The 19227-nt window shown below is 69.5% G+C and carries 13 protein-coding genes, 1 tRNA gene and 5 pseudogenes; 9 read left to right on the forward strand and 10 right to left on the reverse strand.

The window, feature by feature from the left end; all coding sequences use genetic code 11:
• Positions 1-28: 28 nt before the first annotated feature.
• The gene (ptsP, locus tag QUE79_RS18440) at positions 29-1681 is read right to left on the reverse strand and encodes a phosphoenolpyruvate--protein phosphotransferase (protein ID WP_286344342.1); all 1653 of its coding nucleotides are present in this window, start codon (positions 1679-1681) and stop codon (positions 29-31) included.
• Between the two features lie 205 nt (positions 1682-1886).
• Here ptsP and QUE79_RS18445 point away from each other — a divergent pair.
• The 9 genes and pseudogenes from QUE79_RS18445 (at position 1887) to QUE79_RS18485 (ending at position 10969) form a co-directional block, all read left to right on the forward strand.
• Positions 1887-2656: pseudogene (locus QUE79_RS18445) on the forward strand (DeoR/GlpR family DNA-binding transcription regulator).
• A 45-nt stretch (positions 2657-2701) separates the two neighbouring features.
• Positions 2702-2974 (forward strand): HPr family phosphocarrier protein, encoded by a 273-nt coding sequence (locus QUE79_RS18450; protein ID WP_286344343.1) that lies wholly within the window; start codon positions 2702-2704, stop codon positions 2972-2974.
• Between the two features lie 83 nt (positions 2975-3057).
• Positions 3058-3900 carry an endonuclease/exonuclease/phosphatase family protein gene (locus tag QUE79_RS18455; protein ID WP_350271585.1) on the forward strand — a complete coding sequence of 281 codons (843 nt, stop codon included), beginning with the start codon at positions 3058-3060 and terminating at the stop codon, positions 3898-3900.
• Positions 3901-3966: 66 nt separating this feature from the next.
• A pseudogene (gene trpS / locus QUE79_RS18460) lies at positions 3967-4946 on the forward strand (tryptophan--tRNA ligase).
• Between the two features lie 6 nt (positions 4947-4952).
• Positions 4953-5522 carry a GNAT family N-acetyltransferase gene (locus QUE79_RS18465; RefSeq protein WP_286344344.1) on the forward strand — a complete coding sequence of 190 codons (570 nt, stop codon included), beginning with the start codon at positions 4953-4955 and terminating at the stop codon, positions 5520-5522.
• A 153-nt stretch (positions 5523-5675) separates the two neighbouring features.
• Positions 5676-6560 (forward strand): annotated as a pseudogene (ribD, locus tag QUE79_RS18470) (bifunctional diaminohydroxyphosphoribosylaminopyrimidine deaminase/5-amino-6-(5-phosphoribosylamino)uracil reductase RibD); the annotation flags it as partial.
• Between the two features lie 142 nt (positions 6561-6702).
• Positions 6703-7311 (forward strand): annotated as a pseudogene (gene ribA, locus QUE79_RS18475) (GTP cyclohydrolase II); the annotation flags it as partial.
• A 212-nt stretch (positions 7312-7523) separates the two neighbouring features.
• A complete protein-coding gene (locus QUE79_RS18480; protein ID WP_286344345.1) occupies positions 7524-8873 on the forward strand; it encodes an MFS transporter in 1350 nt (449 codons plus the stop codon).
• 228 nt (positions 8874-9101) lie between these two features.
• Positions 9102-10969: pseudogene (locus tag QUE79_RS18485) on the forward strand (ABC transporter ATP-binding protein).
• 325 nt (positions 10970-11294) lie between these two features.
• On the opposite strand, the gene QUE79_RS18490 reads toward QUE79_RS18485, so the two are convergent.
• The 9 genes from QUE79_RS18490 to QUE79_RS18525 all read right to left on the reverse strand — a co-directional run bounded on the left by QUE79_RS18490 (position 11295) and on the right by QUE79_RS18525 (position 19222).
• Positions 11295-11867 (reverse strand): isochorismatase family protein, encoded by a 573-nt coding sequence (locus QUE79_RS18490; protein WP_286344346.1) that lies wholly within the window; start codon positions 11865-11867, stop codon positions 11295-11297.
• A 22-nt stretch (positions 11868-11889) separates the two neighbouring features.
• Complete coding sequence (locus tag QUE79_RS18495) at positions 11890-13383, reverse strand: D-alanyl-D-alanine carboxypeptidase/D-alanyl-D-alanine-endopeptidase (protein WP_286344347.1); 1494 nt, start codon at positions 13381-13383, stop codon at positions 11890-11892.
• 43 nt (positions 13384-13426) lie between these two features.
• A complete protein-coding gene (locus QUE79_RS25835) occupies positions 13427-13729 on the reverse strand; it encodes a hypothetical protein (protein ID WP_350271586.1) in 303 nt (100 codons plus the stop codon).
• 23 nt (positions 13730-13752) lie between these two features.
• Entirely contained in the window at positions 13753-14418 is a 666-nt protein-coding gene (locus QUE79_RS18500; RefSeq protein WP_350271587.1) for a Gfo/Idh/MocA family protein, read from the reverse strand.
• 55 nt (positions 14419-14473) lie between these two features.
• Positions 14474-15427 (reverse strand): ribokinase, encoded by a 954-nt coding sequence (locus QUE79_RS18505; RefSeq protein ID WP_286344348.1) that lies wholly within the window; start codon positions 15425-15427, stop codon positions 14474-14476.
• A 20-nt stretch (positions 15428-15447) separates the two neighbouring features.
• Entirely contained in the window at positions 15448-17316 is a 1869-nt protein-coding gene (locus QUE79_RS18510; RefSeq protein WP_286344349.1) for an ABC transporter ATP-binding protein/permease, read from the reverse strand.
• Between the two features lie 20 nt (positions 17317-17336).
• Positions 17337-18290 carry an extracellular solute-binding protein gene (locus QUE79_RS18515; RefSeq protein ID WP_350271724.1) on the reverse strand — a complete coding sequence of 318 codons (954 nt, stop codon included), beginning with the start codon at positions 18288-18290 and terminating at the stop codon, positions 17337-17339.
• A gap of 148 nt (positions 18291-18438) precedes the next feature.
• Positions 18439-18511, reverse strand: a tRNA-Thr gene (locus tag QUE79_RS18520).
• Positions 18512-18550: 39 nt separating this feature from the next.
• Positions 18551-19222 carry a TetR/AcrR family transcriptional regulator gene (locus tag QUE79_RS18525; protein WP_286344350.1) on the reverse strand — a complete coding sequence of 224 codons (672 nt, stop codon included), beginning with the start codon at positions 19220-19222 and terminating at the stop codon, positions 18551-18553.
• Positions 19223-19227: the final 5 nt, after the last annotated feature.

A 19227-nucleotide genomic window follows, 5' to 3' on the forward strand; every position in this document is an offset into this window, starting at 1 on the left:
AGGTGGGTTGTGCGGGGAGGGAGGACTGTTACAGGGACACGGAGGACGATGCAGCGCGAGCGGCAGCGGCCGAGGTGGCGGCGAGCGCCGCCTGAGCCATGGCGCGCGCCTCGTCGAGCGTGTGGTTCTTCAGCTCGGCGCGGACGTCGGCCAGGGCGGCGGGGGTCATGGAGAGCGTGGTGGCGCCGAGCCCGACGAGCACGACGGCGAGGAGCGGGTCGGACGCGGCCTCGCCGCAGATGCCGACTCCCTTGCCGACGGCCCGGCCCGCGTCGCCGAGCTGGGCCACGAGGCGGAGGACGGCAGGGTGCCAGGGATCTTGATAGGACGCCACGGTGCCGAGCATGCGGTCGGCCGCCATCGTGTACTGGGTGAGGTCGTTCGTTCCGATCGACACGAAGTCGGCCGCGGCCAGCACCTGGTCGGCCATCAGCGCGACCGAGGGCACCTCCGCCATGACGCCGGCGGTGCGGATTCCCAGCTCGCGGGCGAGGCCGACGAAGTACTCGGTCTCTTCGAGGTCGGCGACCATCGGAGCCATGACCCACAGGTCGGCTTCGGTCTCGGCGTCTGCCTGAGCGAGCGCCGTCAACTGATCGCGCAGGATCTCCTCGTGGTGACGGAGCGCGCGGAGACCTCGGCGGCCGAGCGCGGGGTTCTCTTCATCCTTGTCGGTCAGGAACGGCAGTGGCTTGTCGGCCCCGGCGTCGAGAGCTCGGACGACGACCTTCTTGCCGGGGAACTCCTTCAGCAGGGCGACGTAGGACGCCTTCTGCGTCGCCACGTCGGGCGCGTAGGGCGAGTCGAGGAACAGGAACTCGGTGCGGAAGAGGCCGACGCCCTCGGCGCCGGCGGCGACCGCGGCCGGGCCGTCGTTCGGCGATCCGACGTTGGCGAGCAGCGGGACCAGCGTGCCGTCTTTCAGGGCGCCCGGCGTCAGCGGGGCGTTGACCGCCGCGAGTCGCTCGGCCCGCTTGCGGTCCGCCTCGTCGATCTGCGCGTCGGTCGGGTCGGTGATCACGACGCCGGCTCCGGCGTCGACGATGACGACGGCGCCGTCGACGAGGTCGTCCGCGTCCGTCACGCCCACGATCGCGGTGATGCCCTTGGCTCGCGCCAGGATCGCGGTGTGCGAGGTCGGACCGCCGTCTCGCGTGACGAGGGCCAGCACCTTGTCGAGATCGAGCAGCGCCGTGTCGGCGGGCGCGAGGTCGCGAGCGACCAGAATGAAGGGGGTGTCCGACTCGGGGACGCCCGGGGCGTGGACTCCGCGCAGCTGGGCGATGATGCGCTGGGCGACGTCGCCGAGGTCGGCGGCACGTTCTCCCATGTAGCCGCCCATGCCGGCCAGGATGTCCTGGAACGACTTGAAGGCGTTGAACACCGCGCGCTCGGGGTTGGTGCCCGAGTCGATCTGCGCGTGCACGTCGTCGAGGATCGAGGGATCCTGCGCCATCAGCGCCTGAGCCTCGAGGACCGCCTGGGCATCGCCGCCGGCTGCCGCGCCGCGCTTGCCGAGGTCGGCGGCGACGACGGCGAGCGCCTCGCCCACCTGCGCCTTGGCCGCCGCGGCGTCTCCCTCGAGAGGCGTGGCGTCGGGTTCGCCGAGCGGGGCTGCCATGCGGAGCACAGGACCGCTCGCGGTTCCACGACCGACTCCTACACCGGGCAGTTCAGGCATCCGAGACTCCTTCATCTTGGCTCGTTCGGTTCAGTTCTGTGTGCTTCTGCGTGTCAAGGGCGCACGAGGCGCTGCACAGACCATACAACGATCTGAATTGACAAACAAACAAATTCAGAGCTAAAAATGCACCAACAGACTTTTGTTTGCGCTTGGATTGCCCAAAAGAGCTTCCAAAATGCCCACTTCTCATTGATGAGGACCGATGTACGCTCCAGAACGCCACCTCCGAATCGTCGAGGAGGCACGACAGCACGGGCGAGTCGACGTCAGAGATCTCGCGGAACTGCTCGAAGTCACCCCGGAGACCATTCGTCGTGACCTCACGAGCCTCGAACGACGGGGCCTCGTCCGACGGGCCCACGGCGGAGCGATCCCGGTGGAGCGGATCACCTTCCACCCCGGCGTCGGCGACCGCGGTGGCATCAACACGGCCGAGAAGATGGTCATCGCGCAGGCCGCGGTCGACGAGATCCCCGAGAACGGATCGATCATCATCGACGCGGGCACCTCGACGATCCTGCTCGCCCAGATGCTGCCCGGAGATCGCGGGCTGACGGTCGTCACCCACTCCTCCCCGTCGCCATGGCCGTAGCCAGCAAGCCGGGCATCGACCTCCACCTGCTGGGCGGAAGCATCCGGCGCGACTCCCTCGCCGGGGTCGGCACGTGGACGCACCAGCTCGTCGGCATGGTGTCGGTCGACACGGCGTTCATCAGTGTCGGAGGCATCACGCCCGAGCGCGGCCTCACCACGCACAACATCGCCGAGGCGGCGGTCAAGTCGTCGCTCATCAAATCGGCCCGCAGAAGTATCCTCCTGGCCGACCACACCAAGTTCGGCCGCGAGGAGTTCGGACGGGTCGCCCCGATAGCGGCTATCGATACGATCATCACCGACCCCGCCGTCAACCTCGACCTCGTCCGAGAGGTGGAAGGAGCCGGCACCGAGGTCTTCTGGCCCGGCCGGAACTGACCACCGCCTCCCCCATCAATCGCTTTACCTCAGAGGAGCAGCACCATGTCCGAAGCCACCCGCACCGTCACCGTCGCCTCGTCCTCCGGGCTGCACGCGCGGCCCGCGTCGCTCTTCGTCCAGACCGTCACCGCGTCCGGCCAGTCCGTGACCATCGGAAAGGGCGACAAGACCGTGAACGCGTCGAGCATCCTCGGCCTCCTCGGCCTCGGGGTGAACACCGGCGACGAGGTCGTCCTGACCGTGTCGGGCGACGACGCCGAGACCACCGCCGACTCGCTCGTGGAGTTCCTCACCACCGACCACGACGCCGCCTAGTACGGCCGCCCTCACTCCATCTCACCGCGACCATTCCGGCGCCGAAGGCCGAGGTGTCGGTACACGCCAGTAGGGTTTTAGGCATGGGTTCACGTCTCCGCCTCGCGTCCATCAACACGAACGGCATCCGCGCCGCCTACCGCAAGGGCATGGGGGCGTGGCTCGACGGGCGAGACGTCGACATCCTCGCCATTCAAGAGGTCCGGGCGTCGACCGACGACATCGAGGGCCTGCTCGGCCCCGAGTGGAACATTCTGCACGACGAGGCCACGGCCAAGGGCCGCGCGGGAGTCGCGCTCGCGAGCCGCAAGAAGGCCGAGATCCACCGCGTCGACCTGGGCGCCAAGACATTCGACAGCGCGGGCCGCTGGCTCGAGGCCGACTACGACGTCGACGGCACGATCGTCACGGTCGTCAGCACCTACGTGCACTCGGGCGAAGCGGACTCCCCAAGCAAGACGAGAAATGGAAGTTCCTCGACGCGATGTCACGACGCCTTCCGCAGCTCGAGAAGCACAACGAGCTCGCCGTCGTCGTGGGCGACCTCAACGTCGGCCACACCCCCTCGACATCAAGAACTGGAAGGGCAACGTCAAGCGCGCCGGCTTCCTGCCTCGCGAACGCGCCTACTTCGACCGCTTCTTCGGCCCCGCGGGCAAAAAGGTCGAGGGCGTCGACGGTTCGACCGGCAAGGGCCTCGGCTGGGTGGACGTCGGTCGCCGGGAGGCCGGCGACGTCGAGGGGCCTACACCTGGTGGTCCTGGCGCGGGGCCGCCTTCGACAACGACACCGGTTGGCGCATCGACTACCAGATGGCGACGCCCGCACTCGCCGAGCGCGTCAAGCACTACGCGGTCGATCGCGCCGAGTCGTACGACAAGCGATGGTCCGACCACACCCCCGTGGTCGTCGACTACGACATCTAGCCCTTTTCTCTCAGCACTTCTTCTTTCGCTAGGAACCCCATGTCACTCCCCCGCCTCTTCTCGGGCATGCAACCCTCCGCAGACTCCCTGCACGCCGGCAACTACATCGGCGCCCTTCAGCAGTGGGTCGACCTGCAAGACACTCACGACGCGCTCTACTGCGTCGTCGACCTCCACGCCATCACGGTTCCGCAAGATCCTGCTGTCTTGCGCGAGACAACGCGTCGCACCGCGGCCCAGTACATCGCCGGCGGTATCGACCCGGCGAAGTCGATCCTGTTCATCCAGTCGCAGGTCCCGGCCCACGCCGAGCTCGCCTGGGTCCTGAACACGATCACCGGCTTCGGCGAGGCCAGCCGGATGACCCAGTTCAAAGACAAGTCCGCCAAGCAGGGGCGGAGTCGGCCTCGGTCGGGCTGTTCACCTATCCGATGCTCATGGCGGCCGACATCCTGCTGTACAACACCGAGCTGGTGCCGGTCGGCGACGATCAGAAGCAGCACGTCGAGCTCACGCGCGACCTGGCGAACCGCTTCAACTCGCGTTTCGGCAAGACGTTCACCGTGCCGCAGCCCTACATCCTCAAAGAGACCGCGCGCATCTACGACCTCCAGAACCCGGAGTCCAAGATGAGCAAGTCGGCAGCCTCCGACGCGGGGTTGATCTGGCTCCTCGACGAGCCGTCGAAGACCGCCAAGAAGATCAAGAGCGCCGTCACCGACACCGGGCGCGAGATCCGCTTCGACCGCGGCGAGAAGGCCGGGGTGTCGAATCTCCTGACGATCCTCTCCGCGTTCTCGGGCCAGACCGTGCCGACGCTCGAAGAGCAGTTCGTCGGGCGCGGCTACGGCGATCTCAAGAAGGAGGTCGCCGAGGCGGTCGTCGAGGCGTTCACGCCCATCCGTCAGCGCACCCTCGAACTGCTCGACGACCCCGCCGAACTCGACCGAGTGCTCTCGGCCAACGCCGATCGGGCCGACGAGATCGCGAGCAAGACTCTCGAAACGGTCTACGACCGCGTCGGCTTCGTGCGCAAGGTCCGCTGAGCCGCGATGCAGCCCTTCGTCCTCGAGTCGCCCCGGCTGCGCCTCGAGGTGCCCAGAACGGCCGACACCGTCGCCATCTACGACTGCTGCCAAGACGAACAGCTGCAGACGTTCACGACCGTTCCCGTCCCTTACACGTTTCAAGACGCACAGTTCTTCGTGTCTCAGATCGTCGAACGCGGCTGGCTGACCGGTCGCGAATACACCTGGGGCCTTCGGCTGCCCGGGTCGACCCTTCTGGTCGGGATGATCAGCATCCGCCTGCAGCACCGCGACATCGGGTTCTGGATCTCGGCCGAGCTGCGCGGTCTCGGGCTGATGACCGAGGCCGTGCGTCTCGTCGCCGACTGGGCCTTCGACGAGGGTCTCGACGACATCGTGTGGGAGGGCTACGTCGGCAACCTGGCATCCGCGGGGGTGGCTCGACGCTCGGGTTTCACCTACACCGGCCAGGGTCCCGGCCTCCAGCCGGATCGAGACCACGGCCACCCCGACTGCTGGAAGGCGAGGCTCGGCCGCGACGACGACCGCTCCGTCAAACCCGGCTGGCCGGCGGAGTCGATGCGCGCCGCCTGACGCCTCGCCTCGTGAAGCCTTCGTGACGCGACACGGTCGGAATACGTCACGCTGTGGCGCGTTGGCTAGGGTCGGAAGGCGCCATCCCGTCTTCGCCCATCCGAAAGAGCCCCCGTGAACCCCAGCAGCGCCTCCGACCGCGACGAGCGGGCCATGCGCCACGCGCTCTCGCTGGCCGGGCACGGGCCCGCGACGGGCGTCAATCCGCAGGTGGGGTGCGTGATCCTGCGCCCCGACGGTTCTGTGGCTGCCGAGGGGTGGCATCGCGGGGCCGGTACGCCGCACGCCGAAGTCGACGCGCTGTCGAAACTCGCACCGGGCGCGGCGCGCGGGCTGACGGCGATCGTCACGCTCGAACCGTGCAACCACCAGGGCCGGACGGGCCCGTGCAGCCAGGCCCTGATCGACGCGGGCATCAGCCGCGTCGTGTTCTCCGTCGACGACCCGGGCGAACACTCGTCCGGAGGCGCCGAGCGTCTCGCGGAGGCCGGGGTCGCGGTCGAGTCGGGCCTTCTGGCCGACGAGGTCTCCGAATTCCTGCGTCGCTGGCTGATCGCCGAGCGCCTCGGCAGACCGTTCGTCACGGTCAAGTGGGCCTCGAGCCTCGACGGGCGCGCCGCGGCGGCCGACGGGACCAGCCGGTGGATCACCGGCACCGCCGCCCGACAGCACGTCCACGAGCAGCGTGCCCGGCACGACGTGATCCTGGTCGGCACCGGCACCGTGCTGGCCGACGACCCGAGTCTGACCGCCCGGGGCGACGGCGGCGAACTGCTTCCGCATCAGCCGCGGCCCGTGATCGTCGGTGAGCGCCCGGTCCCGGCCGGGTCCAGCATCCTGCGCCACCCTGGCGGAGCCGTCGAGACCCGCACGCGCGACCTCACCGCGGTGCTCACAAGCCTCTACGACGACGAGGTCCGCAGCGTGTTCGTCGAGGGCGGCCCCACCGTCGCCTCCGAGTTCGTGCGACGCGGCCTCGCCGACGACCTCCTCGTCTACCTCGCTCCGACTCTGATCGGCGGCCCTCGGCTCGCTCTCGGCGACATCGGAGTAGACACGATCGACGACCAGCATCGCCTCCGCGTGGTGTCGGTCACCCCCTCGGCGACGATCTCGCGATCCTCGCCCGCACTCAGAGCGGGAGCTCCTCATGACCGACACCCCAGCCGTGCGACCGCACGTGTCCTTCGAGGTCGAAACCACCGTGCCCACGACGCACGGCACGTTCCGCATGCGCGCCTACCGCGACCTCGACACCGGGGCCGACCACATCGCCATCGTCTCGGGGCGCCCCGTCGACGGAGCTCTCGTGCGCGTCCACTCGGAGTGCCTGACCGGCGAAGCCTTCGGCTCGCTCAAGTGCGAGTGCGGCCCGCAGCTCGACGCTGCGCTCGACACCATCCACAACCACGGCGGCGTCGTCATCTACCTACGGGGCCACGAGGGCCGTGGCATCGGCCTCATCAACAAGCTGCGCGCCTACAAGCTGCAGGAGGAGGGGCTCGACACCCTCGACGCCAACCTCGCGCTGGGGTTGCCCGCAGACGCCCGCGAGTACACCGCGGCCGCCGACATCCTGCGCGATCTCGGCATCGAGTCCGTCCGCCTCCTCACGAACAACCCCGACAAACGCGACCAACTCACGGCGCACGGCATCGACGTCGCAGAGATGGTCCCGCTCGTCGTCGGCGTCGGCGCGTTCAACGAGGCGTACCTCGACACCAAGCGCGATCGCATGGGGCACCAGCTGCCCGGCGAGCTCGACACCGGCTTCGACGCCGTCGGCTGATTCGCGTTCCGGCGACACCTGCTGTTCATCCGGGCGTGTCGCATCCGGACGTCGTGCTGTAACATGACGGACGGATCGTCACAAGCGATCGATCACTTCCCGGTGGCAGCGATGCGGTGCGGAAGCGCCCGCATCACCCTGCGACGCCTCCCCGAGATCCCCACCATCCAGCACACGTCCTCGCGTGCGTCCGTTCTCGGAGAACAATCCCCATGTCGACCACCACCGTCGCTCCGGCGACGAACAGTCCCACCCCCACGAACTCTCGCTCGCGAGTGATCGTCGCGAGCCTCATCGGCACCTCGATCGAGTTCTACGACTTCTACGTCTACGCGACCGCGGCCGTCCTCGTCTTCCCCACGCTCTTCTTCGCCAACGCCGACCCCACCGTCGCCCTCCTCGCCTCGTTCGCGGTATTCGGCGTGGCCTTCATCGCGCGTCCGGTCGGATCGATCGTCTTCGGGCACTTCGGCGACCGGATCGGCCGCAAGAACACCCTGATCGCGTCCCTCCTGACCATGGGCATCGCGACGTTCCTCATCGGCGTGCTACCGGCGTCGACCGTCTCCGGGTGGCACGTCCTCGCCCCGACGTTCCTCGTGATCCTGCGCTTCGCCCAGGGCTTCGGCCTCGGCGGCGAGTGGAGCGGTGCAGCGCTCCTGGCGACCGAGAACGCGCCCGAGGGCCGCCGCGCGATCTACGGCACCTTCCCGCAGCTGGGGGCGCCGATCGGCTTCATGATCGCCAACGGCCTCTTCCTCATCCTGAACGTCACGATGTCGACGAGCGCGTTCGCCACCTGGGGTTGGCGGATCCCGTTCCTCGGCAGCGCGATCCTGGTGGCCATCGGCCTCTACGCGCGCTTCAAGCTCGTCGAGACGCCGGCCTTCACCAAGGTGGTCGAGACCGGCAACGTGTCGAAGCTGCCGCTCGGCCGCGTCTTCCGGACCAGCTGGCGCCAGCTCATCCTGGGCACGTTCATCATGTTGGCCACGTACACGCTCTTCTACCTGATGACGACGTTCACCCTGACCTACGGAACGACGCCGACGGCGGCTCCGGTCGGTGGCCTCGGGTACACGCGCGAGAAGTTCCTCCTGATGCTGATCATCGGCGTCGCCTTCTTCGGAATCTTCACGCTCGTCTCCGGGCCGCTGGCCGAGCGTTTCGGGCGCCGCAAGATGCTGCTGGCCGTGACCGCGGGCATCCTGGTGTTCGGGTTCCTGTTCACCCCGCTCTTCTCCGCCGGATTCGCCGGAGCCCAGGGGCTGCTGATCCTCGGCTTCATCCTGATGGGTCTCACCTTCGGCCCGATGGGTGCCGTTCTGCCCGAGCTGTTCCCCGCCAACGTCCGCTACACGGGCTCCGCCATCAGCTACAACGTGTCGAGCATCCTCGGTGCCGCGGTCGCCCCGTTCATCGCCGTCGCCCTGTGGAAGGCCGCCGAAGGCAGCACCTGGCTGGTCGGCCTCTACCTGTCGGCGATGGCCCTCATCACGCTCGTCGCCCTGTTCTTGAGCCGCGAGACGCGCGACGTCGACTACTCGGAGAACCTCAACTAGCCGGTTCTCCCCACCAAGCCCCTCGACGCGTGTTCTCCACAGGCGTCGGGGGCTTGCTCGTCGCCCAGCCTCGCGCGTCTAAAATCGAGGGCGCAGGATCACCACGCCTCAAAGGACGACATGAGCTCCGACACCACCACCCGGCCCGCCTCCGACCCGGCTTCGCCCCAGGCGTCCCCAGCGGGGGCAGGCGCTTTGGGCGGCCGCTCCTCGAAGCGGCAGAAACGCGTGCGGCCGCCGAAGCTCGACCGCAACGGCCGTCCCATCCCCGAGGGGCCGCGCGCGAAGTTCACGCAGCTGCTCCCCTACCTCTTCGAGCACAAGCGGATGCTCGTCGTCATCATCGTGCTGAGCGTCCTGGGAGCCGCCGCGTCGCTGGCGCAGCCGCTGCTGGTGCAGCAGGTCATCGGCTTCGTGCAGAACAACAAACCGCTCGGCACGCTCGTGGTGGCTCTCGTCGCGCTCGTCGTCATCTCGGGCCTGCTGAGCGGCTTCCAGCACTACCTTCTGCAGCGCACCGGCGAGGCTGTCGTCCTGTCGAGTCGGCGCCGCCTGGTGGCCCGCATGCTGCACCTGCCGATCAGCGAGTTCGACGCCCGGCGCACGGGCGACCTCGTCTCCCGCGTCGGCTCCGACACGACGCTGCTCCGCGCGGTCCTCACGCAGGGGCTCGTCGACGCCATCGGCGGCTCGCTGACGTTCGTCGGTGCCATCGTCGGCATGGCGCTCATCGACCCGGTGCTGCTCGGCCTCACCGTCCTGGTCGTGGCAGCCTCCGTCGTCGTGGTCGTCGCCCTCTCGCGCCGCATCCGCGTCGCCAGCCAGCGCGCCCAGCGCAAGGTCGGCGACCTGACCGCGGCCGTCGAGCGCTCGATCTCGTCCATCCGCACCGTCCGGGCCGCCGGCGCCACCGAGCGCGAGATCACGACCATCGATTCCGACATCGAAGGCGCGTACGACCGCGGCCTCGAGGTCGCCAGCGCGTCGGCCGTCGTCGTGCCGATCGCGAGCGTCGCCATGCAGGTGTCGTTCCTCGTCGTCCTCGGTGTCGGCGGGTTCCGCGTCGCATCCGGCTCCGACACGATCGCTCAGCTGGTGTCGTTCATCCTGTTCCTGTTCCTCATGATCATGCCGCTCGGCAATGCCTTCGGCGCCGTCACGAGTGTCAACTCGGCCCTGGGCGCCCTCGGCCGCATCCAAGAGATCATCGACCTTCCCAGCGAGACCGACGACGACACACGCGCTGCCGCCGCCCTGGGTGCGTCCGCCACCGTCGGCGAAACGGCGTCCGCCGCCATCCGCTTCGAAGACGTCGAGTTCGTCTATCCGGCCGCACCCCGAGCGACGACGTGTCCGCTGATGCCCTGGGCGGAGCCGTCGCCGCTCCAGCGCCCACGCCGGGTCGCGACGACGACATGACCGTCCTCCGCGGTGTGAGCTTCGACGTGCAGCGCGGCAAGCGCACAGCCCTCGTCGGTCCGTCCGGCGCGGGCAAGTCGACCATCCTCGCCCTCATCGAACGGTTCTACGACCCCACGGCCGGCGTGATCCGGCTCGGCGGCACCGACATCCGCGCGCTCGACCGCGCCGAGCTGCGGGCCCAGATCGGCTACGTCGAGCAAGACGCCCCCGTCCTGGCCGGCACGATTCGCGACAACCTCGTCCTCGGCACGCCCGGCGCTACCGACGACGACTGCCGTCGCGTCCTCGAGGCCGTCAACCTCACCGGTGTGCTCGAGCGCGGCGACCACGGCCTCGACGCGCAGGTCGGCGAAGACGGCGTCATGCTCTCCGGCGGCGAGAAGCAGCGTCTCGCGATCGCGCGCACCCTGCTGGCCGCGCCGCCGATCCTGCTGCTCGACGAGTCGACGTCGTCGCTCGACGGCATCAACGAGCAGCGCCTGCGCGAGGCCATCGACGCCGTCGCCGAGAACCGCACGCTCATCGTCATCGCGCACCGCCTCTCGACGGTGGTCGACTCCGACCAGATCGTCGTGCTCGAACAGGGCCGCGTCATCGGCGTCGGCACCCACTCCGAGCTCGTCGTCTCCACGCCTCTCTACAAAGACCTGGCCAAGCACCAGCTGCTGGTGTAGCGCGTCGCCGGCCGGCTCCATCGGGTCCCGTGCCGGGTTCGGCGAGATCGCGGTCGAGCCCTTCGTGCCGCGCCTGCCAGCGCCGAGCGGCGACGTCGGCCGGGCTTGCGGCAGAGGTGCGGGGCGGCGCGGGGCAGAGGTGCGGGGTGGTGCAGAGCCGCGGCGCGCTGAGACGCGCGGCAGTGCAGAGGCGCGCGGCAGTGCAGAAGCGCGCGGCGCGCTGAGACGCGCGACGGTGCAGAGGCGCGCGGCGCGCCGGCGGCAGGAACGACAGCGGCATGCCCGGCAGGCCTGGCTCGAACGAGAGCGAGACCACCGCCGCGACCTACGCGACAACGACCCCGGCGGCCCGCAGTTCGTCGAGGGCGGCGACGCTCGACGCGGGAGCCACTCCGGCGACGAGATCCTGCAGCACGCGGACGGTGCGCCCGGCGCTCACGGCGTCGAGGGCCGTTGCGCGCACGCAGTAGTCGGTGGCGATGCCGACGACGTCGATGTCGTCGACGCCGAGGCGGTCGAGCAGGGCGACCACGTGCTCGCCGGTGTCGCTGACGCCCTCGAACAGCGAGTAGGCCGGCACCCCCATGCCCTTCCGCACGTGGACGTCGACGTCGCTCGTGTCGAGAGCAGGGTGGTATTCCGCGCCGGCGGTACCGGCGACGCAGTGCGGCGGCCAGGTCGAGACGAAATCGGGATCGGCGTCGGTCGCGAAGTGCCCGTCGTTGTCGTCGTCGCCGTGGTGCCAGTCGCGGGAGGCCACGACCACGTCATACGTCTCGGGCGCCGCTCGCAGCAGTGCGGTCACACCGGCGGCCACGGCCGCCCCGCCGTCGACCCCGAGCGCGCCGCCCTCGGTGAAGTCGTTCTGGACGTCGACGATGAAGAGCGCGCGGGTCATGCGACCCATCTTCTCAGGGCCGTCACTGATTCGAGAGGTTCGCCCCGCAGGAGTAGACGGCGGTCGACAGCGTATCGAGGGCCTCCCGGGCCGTGCCCGACACGTTGCCGATCGCGTAGAAGGCGAACGTCAGCTTGGTGCCGTCTTTGGCATCGATGACGCCCGCCAACGTGTAGGCGCTGTCGATCCAGCCGGTCTTCGCGTGGACCGCTCCGCGCGCGATCGCGTTCGCGCCGGTGAATCGCGCGGCGAGGGTGCCGGTCTGGCCCGAGATGGGCAGGGAGTCGTAGAGGAGACCGAGTGAGTTGCTCCGCGCCAGCACCTTGAGCATCAGCTGCGCTTCGAGGGCGGACGGCACGCCGTTGTTGGCACTCTCGCCCGATCCGTCGACGATCTTGATGGTCGAGGCGTCGAGACCGTAGGTCTTCTTGAGCGCTGCCTGGTAGACGCTGGTCAGCGAGGCGGCCGAGCCGTTGTTCCCGGACACCTTGGACGACACCCGCGCCATCATCTCGGCGAGCGTGTTGTCGCTGTTGGGGATCATCTGGCCGATCAGCGTCGAGATCGGCTGTGACTGAACCTGACCCAGCACCGTGGTGCTCGTCGTCGCCCCGCGCGTGATGGCGGCGTTCGAGGCCCCCGCGACGCCGGCGGCGACGAGAGCCTTTCGGAAGGCGTCGCCCGCGCGCCCCACGGGGTCGGTGCTGCGCGGCGACGTCTCGAGCGCCGGGTTGGCGCGATCGCCGTCGACCATGAGGGCGACGACCTCGGGTTGGTAGCCGATCGTGCGCTCACTGACGGGCCAGGACGGGTCGTACCGGTCGGAGTCGTTCCAGAAGGTGTCGTCGAGGTCGATGGTCGTCACCGGGGTGCTGCCCATCTTGGCTTTGACCTGTGCCGCCAGGGTGGCGAGTTTGGGTGCGCCCGTGTACAGGCTCTCTGCTCCGGCAGGGGTCGCGCTCAGCGTCGCGTCCCCGCCACCGACGAGGGCGATGGTGCCGCCGGTTCCGGTGACCTTCGTGGTGAATCGGTAGTCGGGCCCGAGGACGGACAGGGCGACGGCCGTCGTGAGCGTCTTCATGACGCTTCCGGTGCGAGCCGGCGTGGAGCCGCTGCGATCGAACAGCGTGGCACCGGTGGCCGAGTCGACGACGGTGCCCTCGAACGTACCCAACCGGGAGTCGGCCGCAGCGGCCGCCACCGTGCAGGTGCGGAGCGGTGCTGCGCTGGGAATCGTGCTCGGGACGGCCCGTGCGGCCGCGGAGGGCGAGGCGGACGGCTTGGGGGCTGCCGATCGGCTGGCCGTGGCGGACGACGACGGGGTCGAGGCTGCGCCGGCGCTTGCGGACGACGACGGAGCAGGGCGGGTCGCGGCTCCTGCGGCCACCGCGCCACCGCCGAACAGCACGAGAACGAGAGCCCCTCCGGTGAGTGCGGAGGCTCGCGGGTGGCTGCGCAGGAAGGCGCCGGCACGCGCGCCGAGGCCGCGGGAGGGCGCCTGATCGTCGGAAGTCATCCGGACCATCCTACGAAAGTCCGGCGCGGACGCCAGCGGCGGCTCAGGATGACGCGCTCTCGCCCGGATAGGTCACGCCGACGAGGCGCCGGATCTCGTCCATCGTCGACGCGACCGCGATGGTGTCGGCGGGTGTCAGCGGGGCGTCGGCGCCCCACCCGTCGGACACGACGCGCTCCAGTTCGTGGGCCTGGTGCTGCATGCCTCGGAGCCCGTGCTCGTCGGATTCGTACTGGTCGATGACGCGACCGTCGTTGTCGAAGACCGTGAATCGTCCCGCTTCGAAGAAGCTGGGGGCGATTTCGATCCGACCGTCGGTCCCGTCGATGCGGGCCGAGTTGGGCATTCGCAGGTCGAGGGCCGCGTAGATCAGCGAGCGTGCACCCCCTCGTGTTCGAGCACGGCCGCTACGCGCGCGTCGACGCCCTGATCGCTCAGCACCGCGCTCGCCTGCACACCGGTCGGCGTGCCCAGGACGTCGAGCGCGAAGGCGACCGGGTACACGCCGAGGTCGAGGAGCGCGCCGCCCCCGAGCGCCGGGTCGTTGATGCGGTGTCGGGGATCGGTCGGAAGACTCTGCGCGTGGGTGCCCGTGAACAGGCGACGTTCGCCGATGAGCCCCGATCGCAGGATCTCGCGCAGACGCTGATTCTGCGGCAGGAATCTCGTCCACATCGCCTCGAGGGCGACGACCCCGGCCCGTTCGGCCGCGGTGAAGATCTCGCGTGCCTCGTCCGCGTTGACGGTGAAGGGCTTTTCGACCAGGACGTGTTTGCCCGCGGCGATCGCGAGCAGAGCCTGCTCCCTGTGGAACACATGCGGCGTCGCGACGTAGACGACATCGACGCCGGGGTCGGCCACGAGCTCGGCGTAGCTGCCGTGGGCCACCGCGATGCCGAACCGGTCGGCGAACTCTCGCGAGGTCTCCGTCTTGCGTGCACCGACCGCGGACACGGTGAACCCCGCGCCCTGCAGATCGCCGACGAAGGTCGCGGCGATGCCGCCCGTGCCCAGAATTCCCCAGCGAAGACTCATTCCACTTGTCTACCAGTCCCGCACGTCGTCCATCGCCGATCGTTCGACGTCGAGCCTAAGAACCCGCGGTGAGCCCGAGGTCGGCAGCGCGGGCATACGACGACTGCGCGCCGACGCCGCGGATCGCGAAGGTTCCGGCGCGGGTGCCGAGCTCGACGGCGCGCCCGAGATCGTCCGAGACCGACAGCGCGAAGGCGAGCGCTCCGACGAACGCGTCTCCGGCGCCCGTCGTGTCGACGACGTCGGTCGTCTCGGCGGCTGCCACGTGCGGTTTCGGGTCGTCGGGACCCACCCCGCCCTCGGGTCGGTCGGAGACCGTCCAGACGGCTCCCTGCGCGCCGAGCGTGATCACGACCGACCTGGCGTTCGACTGCACCTTCTCGAGGGCGCCCCGCGCCGCGTCGACCCCGGACACCCTCTCGCCGAGAAGCTGCGAGGTCTCGGTCTCGTTCAGGACCACCGGGTCGGCGACGGCCAGGACGTCGGCGGCGACCTCCCGATAGGGGGCGAGGTTCAGGATCACGCGCGCTCCGACGGCCGACGCGGCGCGCGCGGTCTCCTCGAGCACGTCGACCGGCAGCTCTCCCTGCAGCACGACGATCGCGCCGGACGAGGCGAGCCGCCGGACCACGACCGCAGCACGGTCGGCCGTGACCGTCTCGTTCGCACCCGAGACGACGGTGATGGAGTTCTCCCCCGCGTCGTCGACGAGGATGAGCGCGAGGCCGGTCGGAACGCCGTCCACGATGCGGACGTCGTCGACCGAGGCGCCGTCTTTCTGGAGCGACCGGAGAATGCTGGCCCCGTCGTCGTCCCGGCCGACCGCGCCGACGAAGTGCACGGCGCCGCCGAGCCGAGCTGCCGCCACGGCCTGGTTGGCTCCCTTGCCGCCGGGCTGCTTGACCAGGCGCCTCGCGATCGTCGTCTCGCCGCCGCCCGGACGGTGCGACACCCGCACCAGGTAGTCCTGGTTGGCTGATCCGACGACGACGATCCGCTTGCTGTTCACGCTCACCAGCCTGTCACGACTCAGGGGCGCCCCGCGGCGGCATCCGCCCACACCGAGAGAGCGGCAGGATCCCAGCGCACGCGCGCCGCCTCGCCCACGGCGAGCTCGACCACGTCGGTGGTGTGCGCGCGGAGCTCGGTCCCCTCGCCGACCCGCACGGTCACGGTGGTCGAGGTGCCCAGGTCGACCACGTCGGTGACGGTGGCCGCGACCCCGGCCTGCGCCTCCGATCCTGCTGCCCCCGATGGTACGGCCCGGACGACCCTCAGCCGCTCCGGTCGGACGCTCCAGAGCACCGGCGAACCGACGGGCAGCCCGTGGTCGGGTGCCGGAACCGTGGTTCCCGAGGTCTCGAAGGCACCGTGCGACGTGACCACGCCGCGCAGCAGGTTGGGAATCCCGAGCAGGCGGGCGACCTCGGGCGACGCGGGCCGCCCGTAGACCTCGCCCCGGGTTCCGGACTGCAGGATCTTTCCGCCCTCGATCACGAGGATCTCGTCGGCCAGGAGGGCAGCTTCCTCCGGGTCGTGCGTGACGAGTACGGTCGACAGCCCGGTCTCGCGCTGCAGACGCCGCACCTCTCGTCGCAACTCCTCGCGCACCGGGGCGTCGAGGGCGGAGAACGGTTCGTCGAGCAGGACGACCCGGGGCTCTCGGCTGAGGGCCGAAGCGAGCGCCACGCGCTGCCGCTGCCCGCCGGAGAGCTGCTCCGGCAGCCTGTCGTCGAGGCCGTCGAGGTGCAGTGTCGAGAGCCACCAGGCAGCGACCGCCGGGTCGGTGCCGACGCCGAAGCCGACCTGCTGCCTGACCGTACGGCCGGGCAGCAGCGCACCGCCCTGGGCGACGTAGCCGACGTGCCGCGACTCGGTGGAGACGTCCGTGACGTCCTCGCCCGCGAGCGCCACGGACCCTGCCCGGTCTCCCAGCAGACCGGCGAGAGCGCGGAGGGTCATCGACTTGCCTGACCCGGACGGCCCCAGGATCGCGATCCGGTGCGCCCCCGCCCGATGCGCCACCTCGAGGTGGAAGCCCCCGACGCGCGCGTCGAGCGCGAACGAGACGGGGGTCGGGAGGGCGGCGCGGGGTTCGGTCGGGACGATCGTCGGGGCACGCCGGGTGCCCCGGGATCCTGCGCTCGTCGCTTTTCGCCGCGGACGGCGGATCAGGCCGACGACGACCGCCACGATCGCAATCGCGAGGGCCAGGGCCGTCGGCGCCTGGGTGCCGGGGATCCCGGAGCTCTGGAACTGGACGCTCGTGAAGACCGGGAGGGAGTACGGGTGATACGACAGCAAGACCGTCGCGCCGTATTCTCCGAGGGCGCGCAGCCAGGTGAGCAGGATCCCCGCCCCGATTCCCGACGAGGCGGCCGGCAGCGCGACCCGGAGAAAGCGGGCGAGGGGCCGGTGCCCGAGAGTCGCCGCCAGATCGTCGAGCGCAGGATCGAGCGCGGCGAAGGCACTGCGCGCGGCGATCACCAGGAAGGGCGATGCGACGAAGGTCTGAGCGATGACGATGCCGGTGAGAGTTCCTGTCAGCTCACCGCCGAACAGCTCACCGAGCCACGTGTACGGCCCGACGATGTAGATCAGGACGATGCCGCTCATCACGGGCGGCAGCGCCAACGGCAATTGCACCAGGACGCCGACCGCGCGGCTCAGCCAGCTCGTCGACCGCGCCAGCGCAAAGGCCAGCGGGACACCGAGCACGACGATGATGGCCGTCGAGATGCTGGCACTGGCGATCGAGGTCCAGAAGGCGGAGGCCAGCCCCGGGGCTTCGAACCCGCGATCGTCCGAGACGGCGAACCGGACCACGAACGCCGCGATCGGCACCAGGAGGTAGAGCGCGAGCAGCCCGCCCAGGTACGTGAGCGGACTGCGTGACATCTCGCTCAGCCTAGAGGGCTCTACCGACCAAGGACGCTCTCGAGCGCCGTGGGGACGCCGGTGCCGCTCACGTCGGCGGGCGAGATCAGGTCGTAGCCGAACTTCTTCATGTCGGCCTTGCCCTCTTTGCCGAGCAAGTACTGGATGAAGGCGTCGGCGCCCTTCGAGTTGGGCGCACCGGCCAGCTTGGTGACGGTGTAGGTCGCCTTGAGATCCTGACCCGTGAGCGGGATCGTCGTGAGATCGGCGGCCTTGGCCTCGGACGCGTAGAAGAACGCGGCGTCCAGCTGTCCGGCTTGCAGACGACCGACGAGGGACTCCTCGGGCTGGACGTTGTCGTACGACTTCGCGATCGTGGCCAGCTCCGGCTTGTTCTCGCTCTTCGCGGCGTTCTCGAGGGCCGTGACGCTCAACGCGCCCTTCGGGTCGGTGAGGGCATCGGTCGATCCGAGCTTGAAGCCGGACTCGCCGACGACGTCGTACCAGGGCTTGGATGTGAGGTCGGCGGCGAAACTCGACTTCGGGTTGATGCCGATCACGAGGTTGGACGAGGCGAAGCTGGCGTACCAGGACACCCAGTTGCCGTTCGCCGACCCCTCGAGCGTCTGGTTGACCTTCGGGCTGGCGCTGACGAAGACGTCGGCCTTGACGGTCTTGCCCTTGATCTGGGTGGCGAGGGCTCCGGAGCCCGCGCCCTGCCCCTGGAACGTGAAACCGGTGGCCTTGTCGTAGGCGGGCCCGACCGTCTTCTCCATGAGGTCGACGAGCGAACCCGCGTACAGGACCGTGACGTCGCCGCTGCCCCGGGTCAGCGTGCTGGTCGGTTTCGGGGACGAGCTGGAAGCGCTGTCGCCCCCGTCGGACGAGCAGGCTGAGGCGAGCAGAGCGACGCTCGCACAGGCGGCGACGAGAGCCGCGATGCGGCGGGGGTCCGAGTGATCATTGTTCGACCGTAGCGCGATCTGCGGAACCAGACGGGCAGATCATCCGCATCTGCGGCATTTCGTTACCGTGCGGACGAAGACGGCACCCTCGCGACACCGGAACGGCTTCTCCACCGGTCGGGACCGGTGCGAGAAGGCCGTAGCGTGAGGGGAGAAGACTCCGAGAACGGAATCGCGGAGCCGCCTGTCGGAATCGAACCGACGACCTTCTCATTACGAGTGAGACGCTCTACCGACTGAGCTAAGGCGGCGTGGTTTCGGGCCGGGGCCAGAACGCACAGTCAGATACATTACCCGATGTCGGGAGCGTCTCGTGACACCAGCCGACGCATCCGCTCGAAGCTCGAGTCGAGGTGCCCGCGAAGCGTCGTTCCGACGTCGTCGCCGGGGTTCTCGTTCTTCTGTTCGACCCATTCCGCCCAGCCGTGTCGCAGCGCGGCCATGACGACGAGGGTGGTGAGCTGCGCGTCGCTGGCGAGGCGTTCGGGGTCGGCAGCCAGCTCGGGGTCGTCGCGTTCGAGACGCTGGCGAATGGCGTCGCCGAGCTGCGCTTCGAACTGCTGCATGCTGGCCGTGCGGCGGGCGAAGAGCTCGGGGTGTTCGCGGAGGACCTCGCGGCGCCAGCGGACCAGCTCGCGATCGGTGATGTTGGCTTCGGTCGCGATCTCGATGAGGTCGACGACGTCGTGGAGGATCCGGCCCCGGCCGCTCCCCTCGAGGAACGGCCGCAGCTCGTCTCCCTCCGGCAGGATCGGGGGATCGCCGACGACGGCGTCTTCTTTGGACGGGAAGTAGTTGAAGAAGGTTCTGGCGGAGACGTCCGCGTCGCGGCTGATCATGTCGACGGTCACGGCGTCGTAGCCGAGCTGCCGAACCAGGCGCAGCACCGCGACCTGGATGGCTCGTCGCGTGGCGAGTCGTTTGCGTTCGCGGAGGCCGGGCGGGGAGACGTCGTCGGTCATGGATA

This window comes from Frondihabitans sucicola (genome assembly GCF_030296615.1).
Taxonomy (GTDB): Bacteria; Actinomycetota; Actinomycetes; order Actinomycetales; family Microbacteriaceae; genus Frondihabitans; species Frondihabitans sucicola.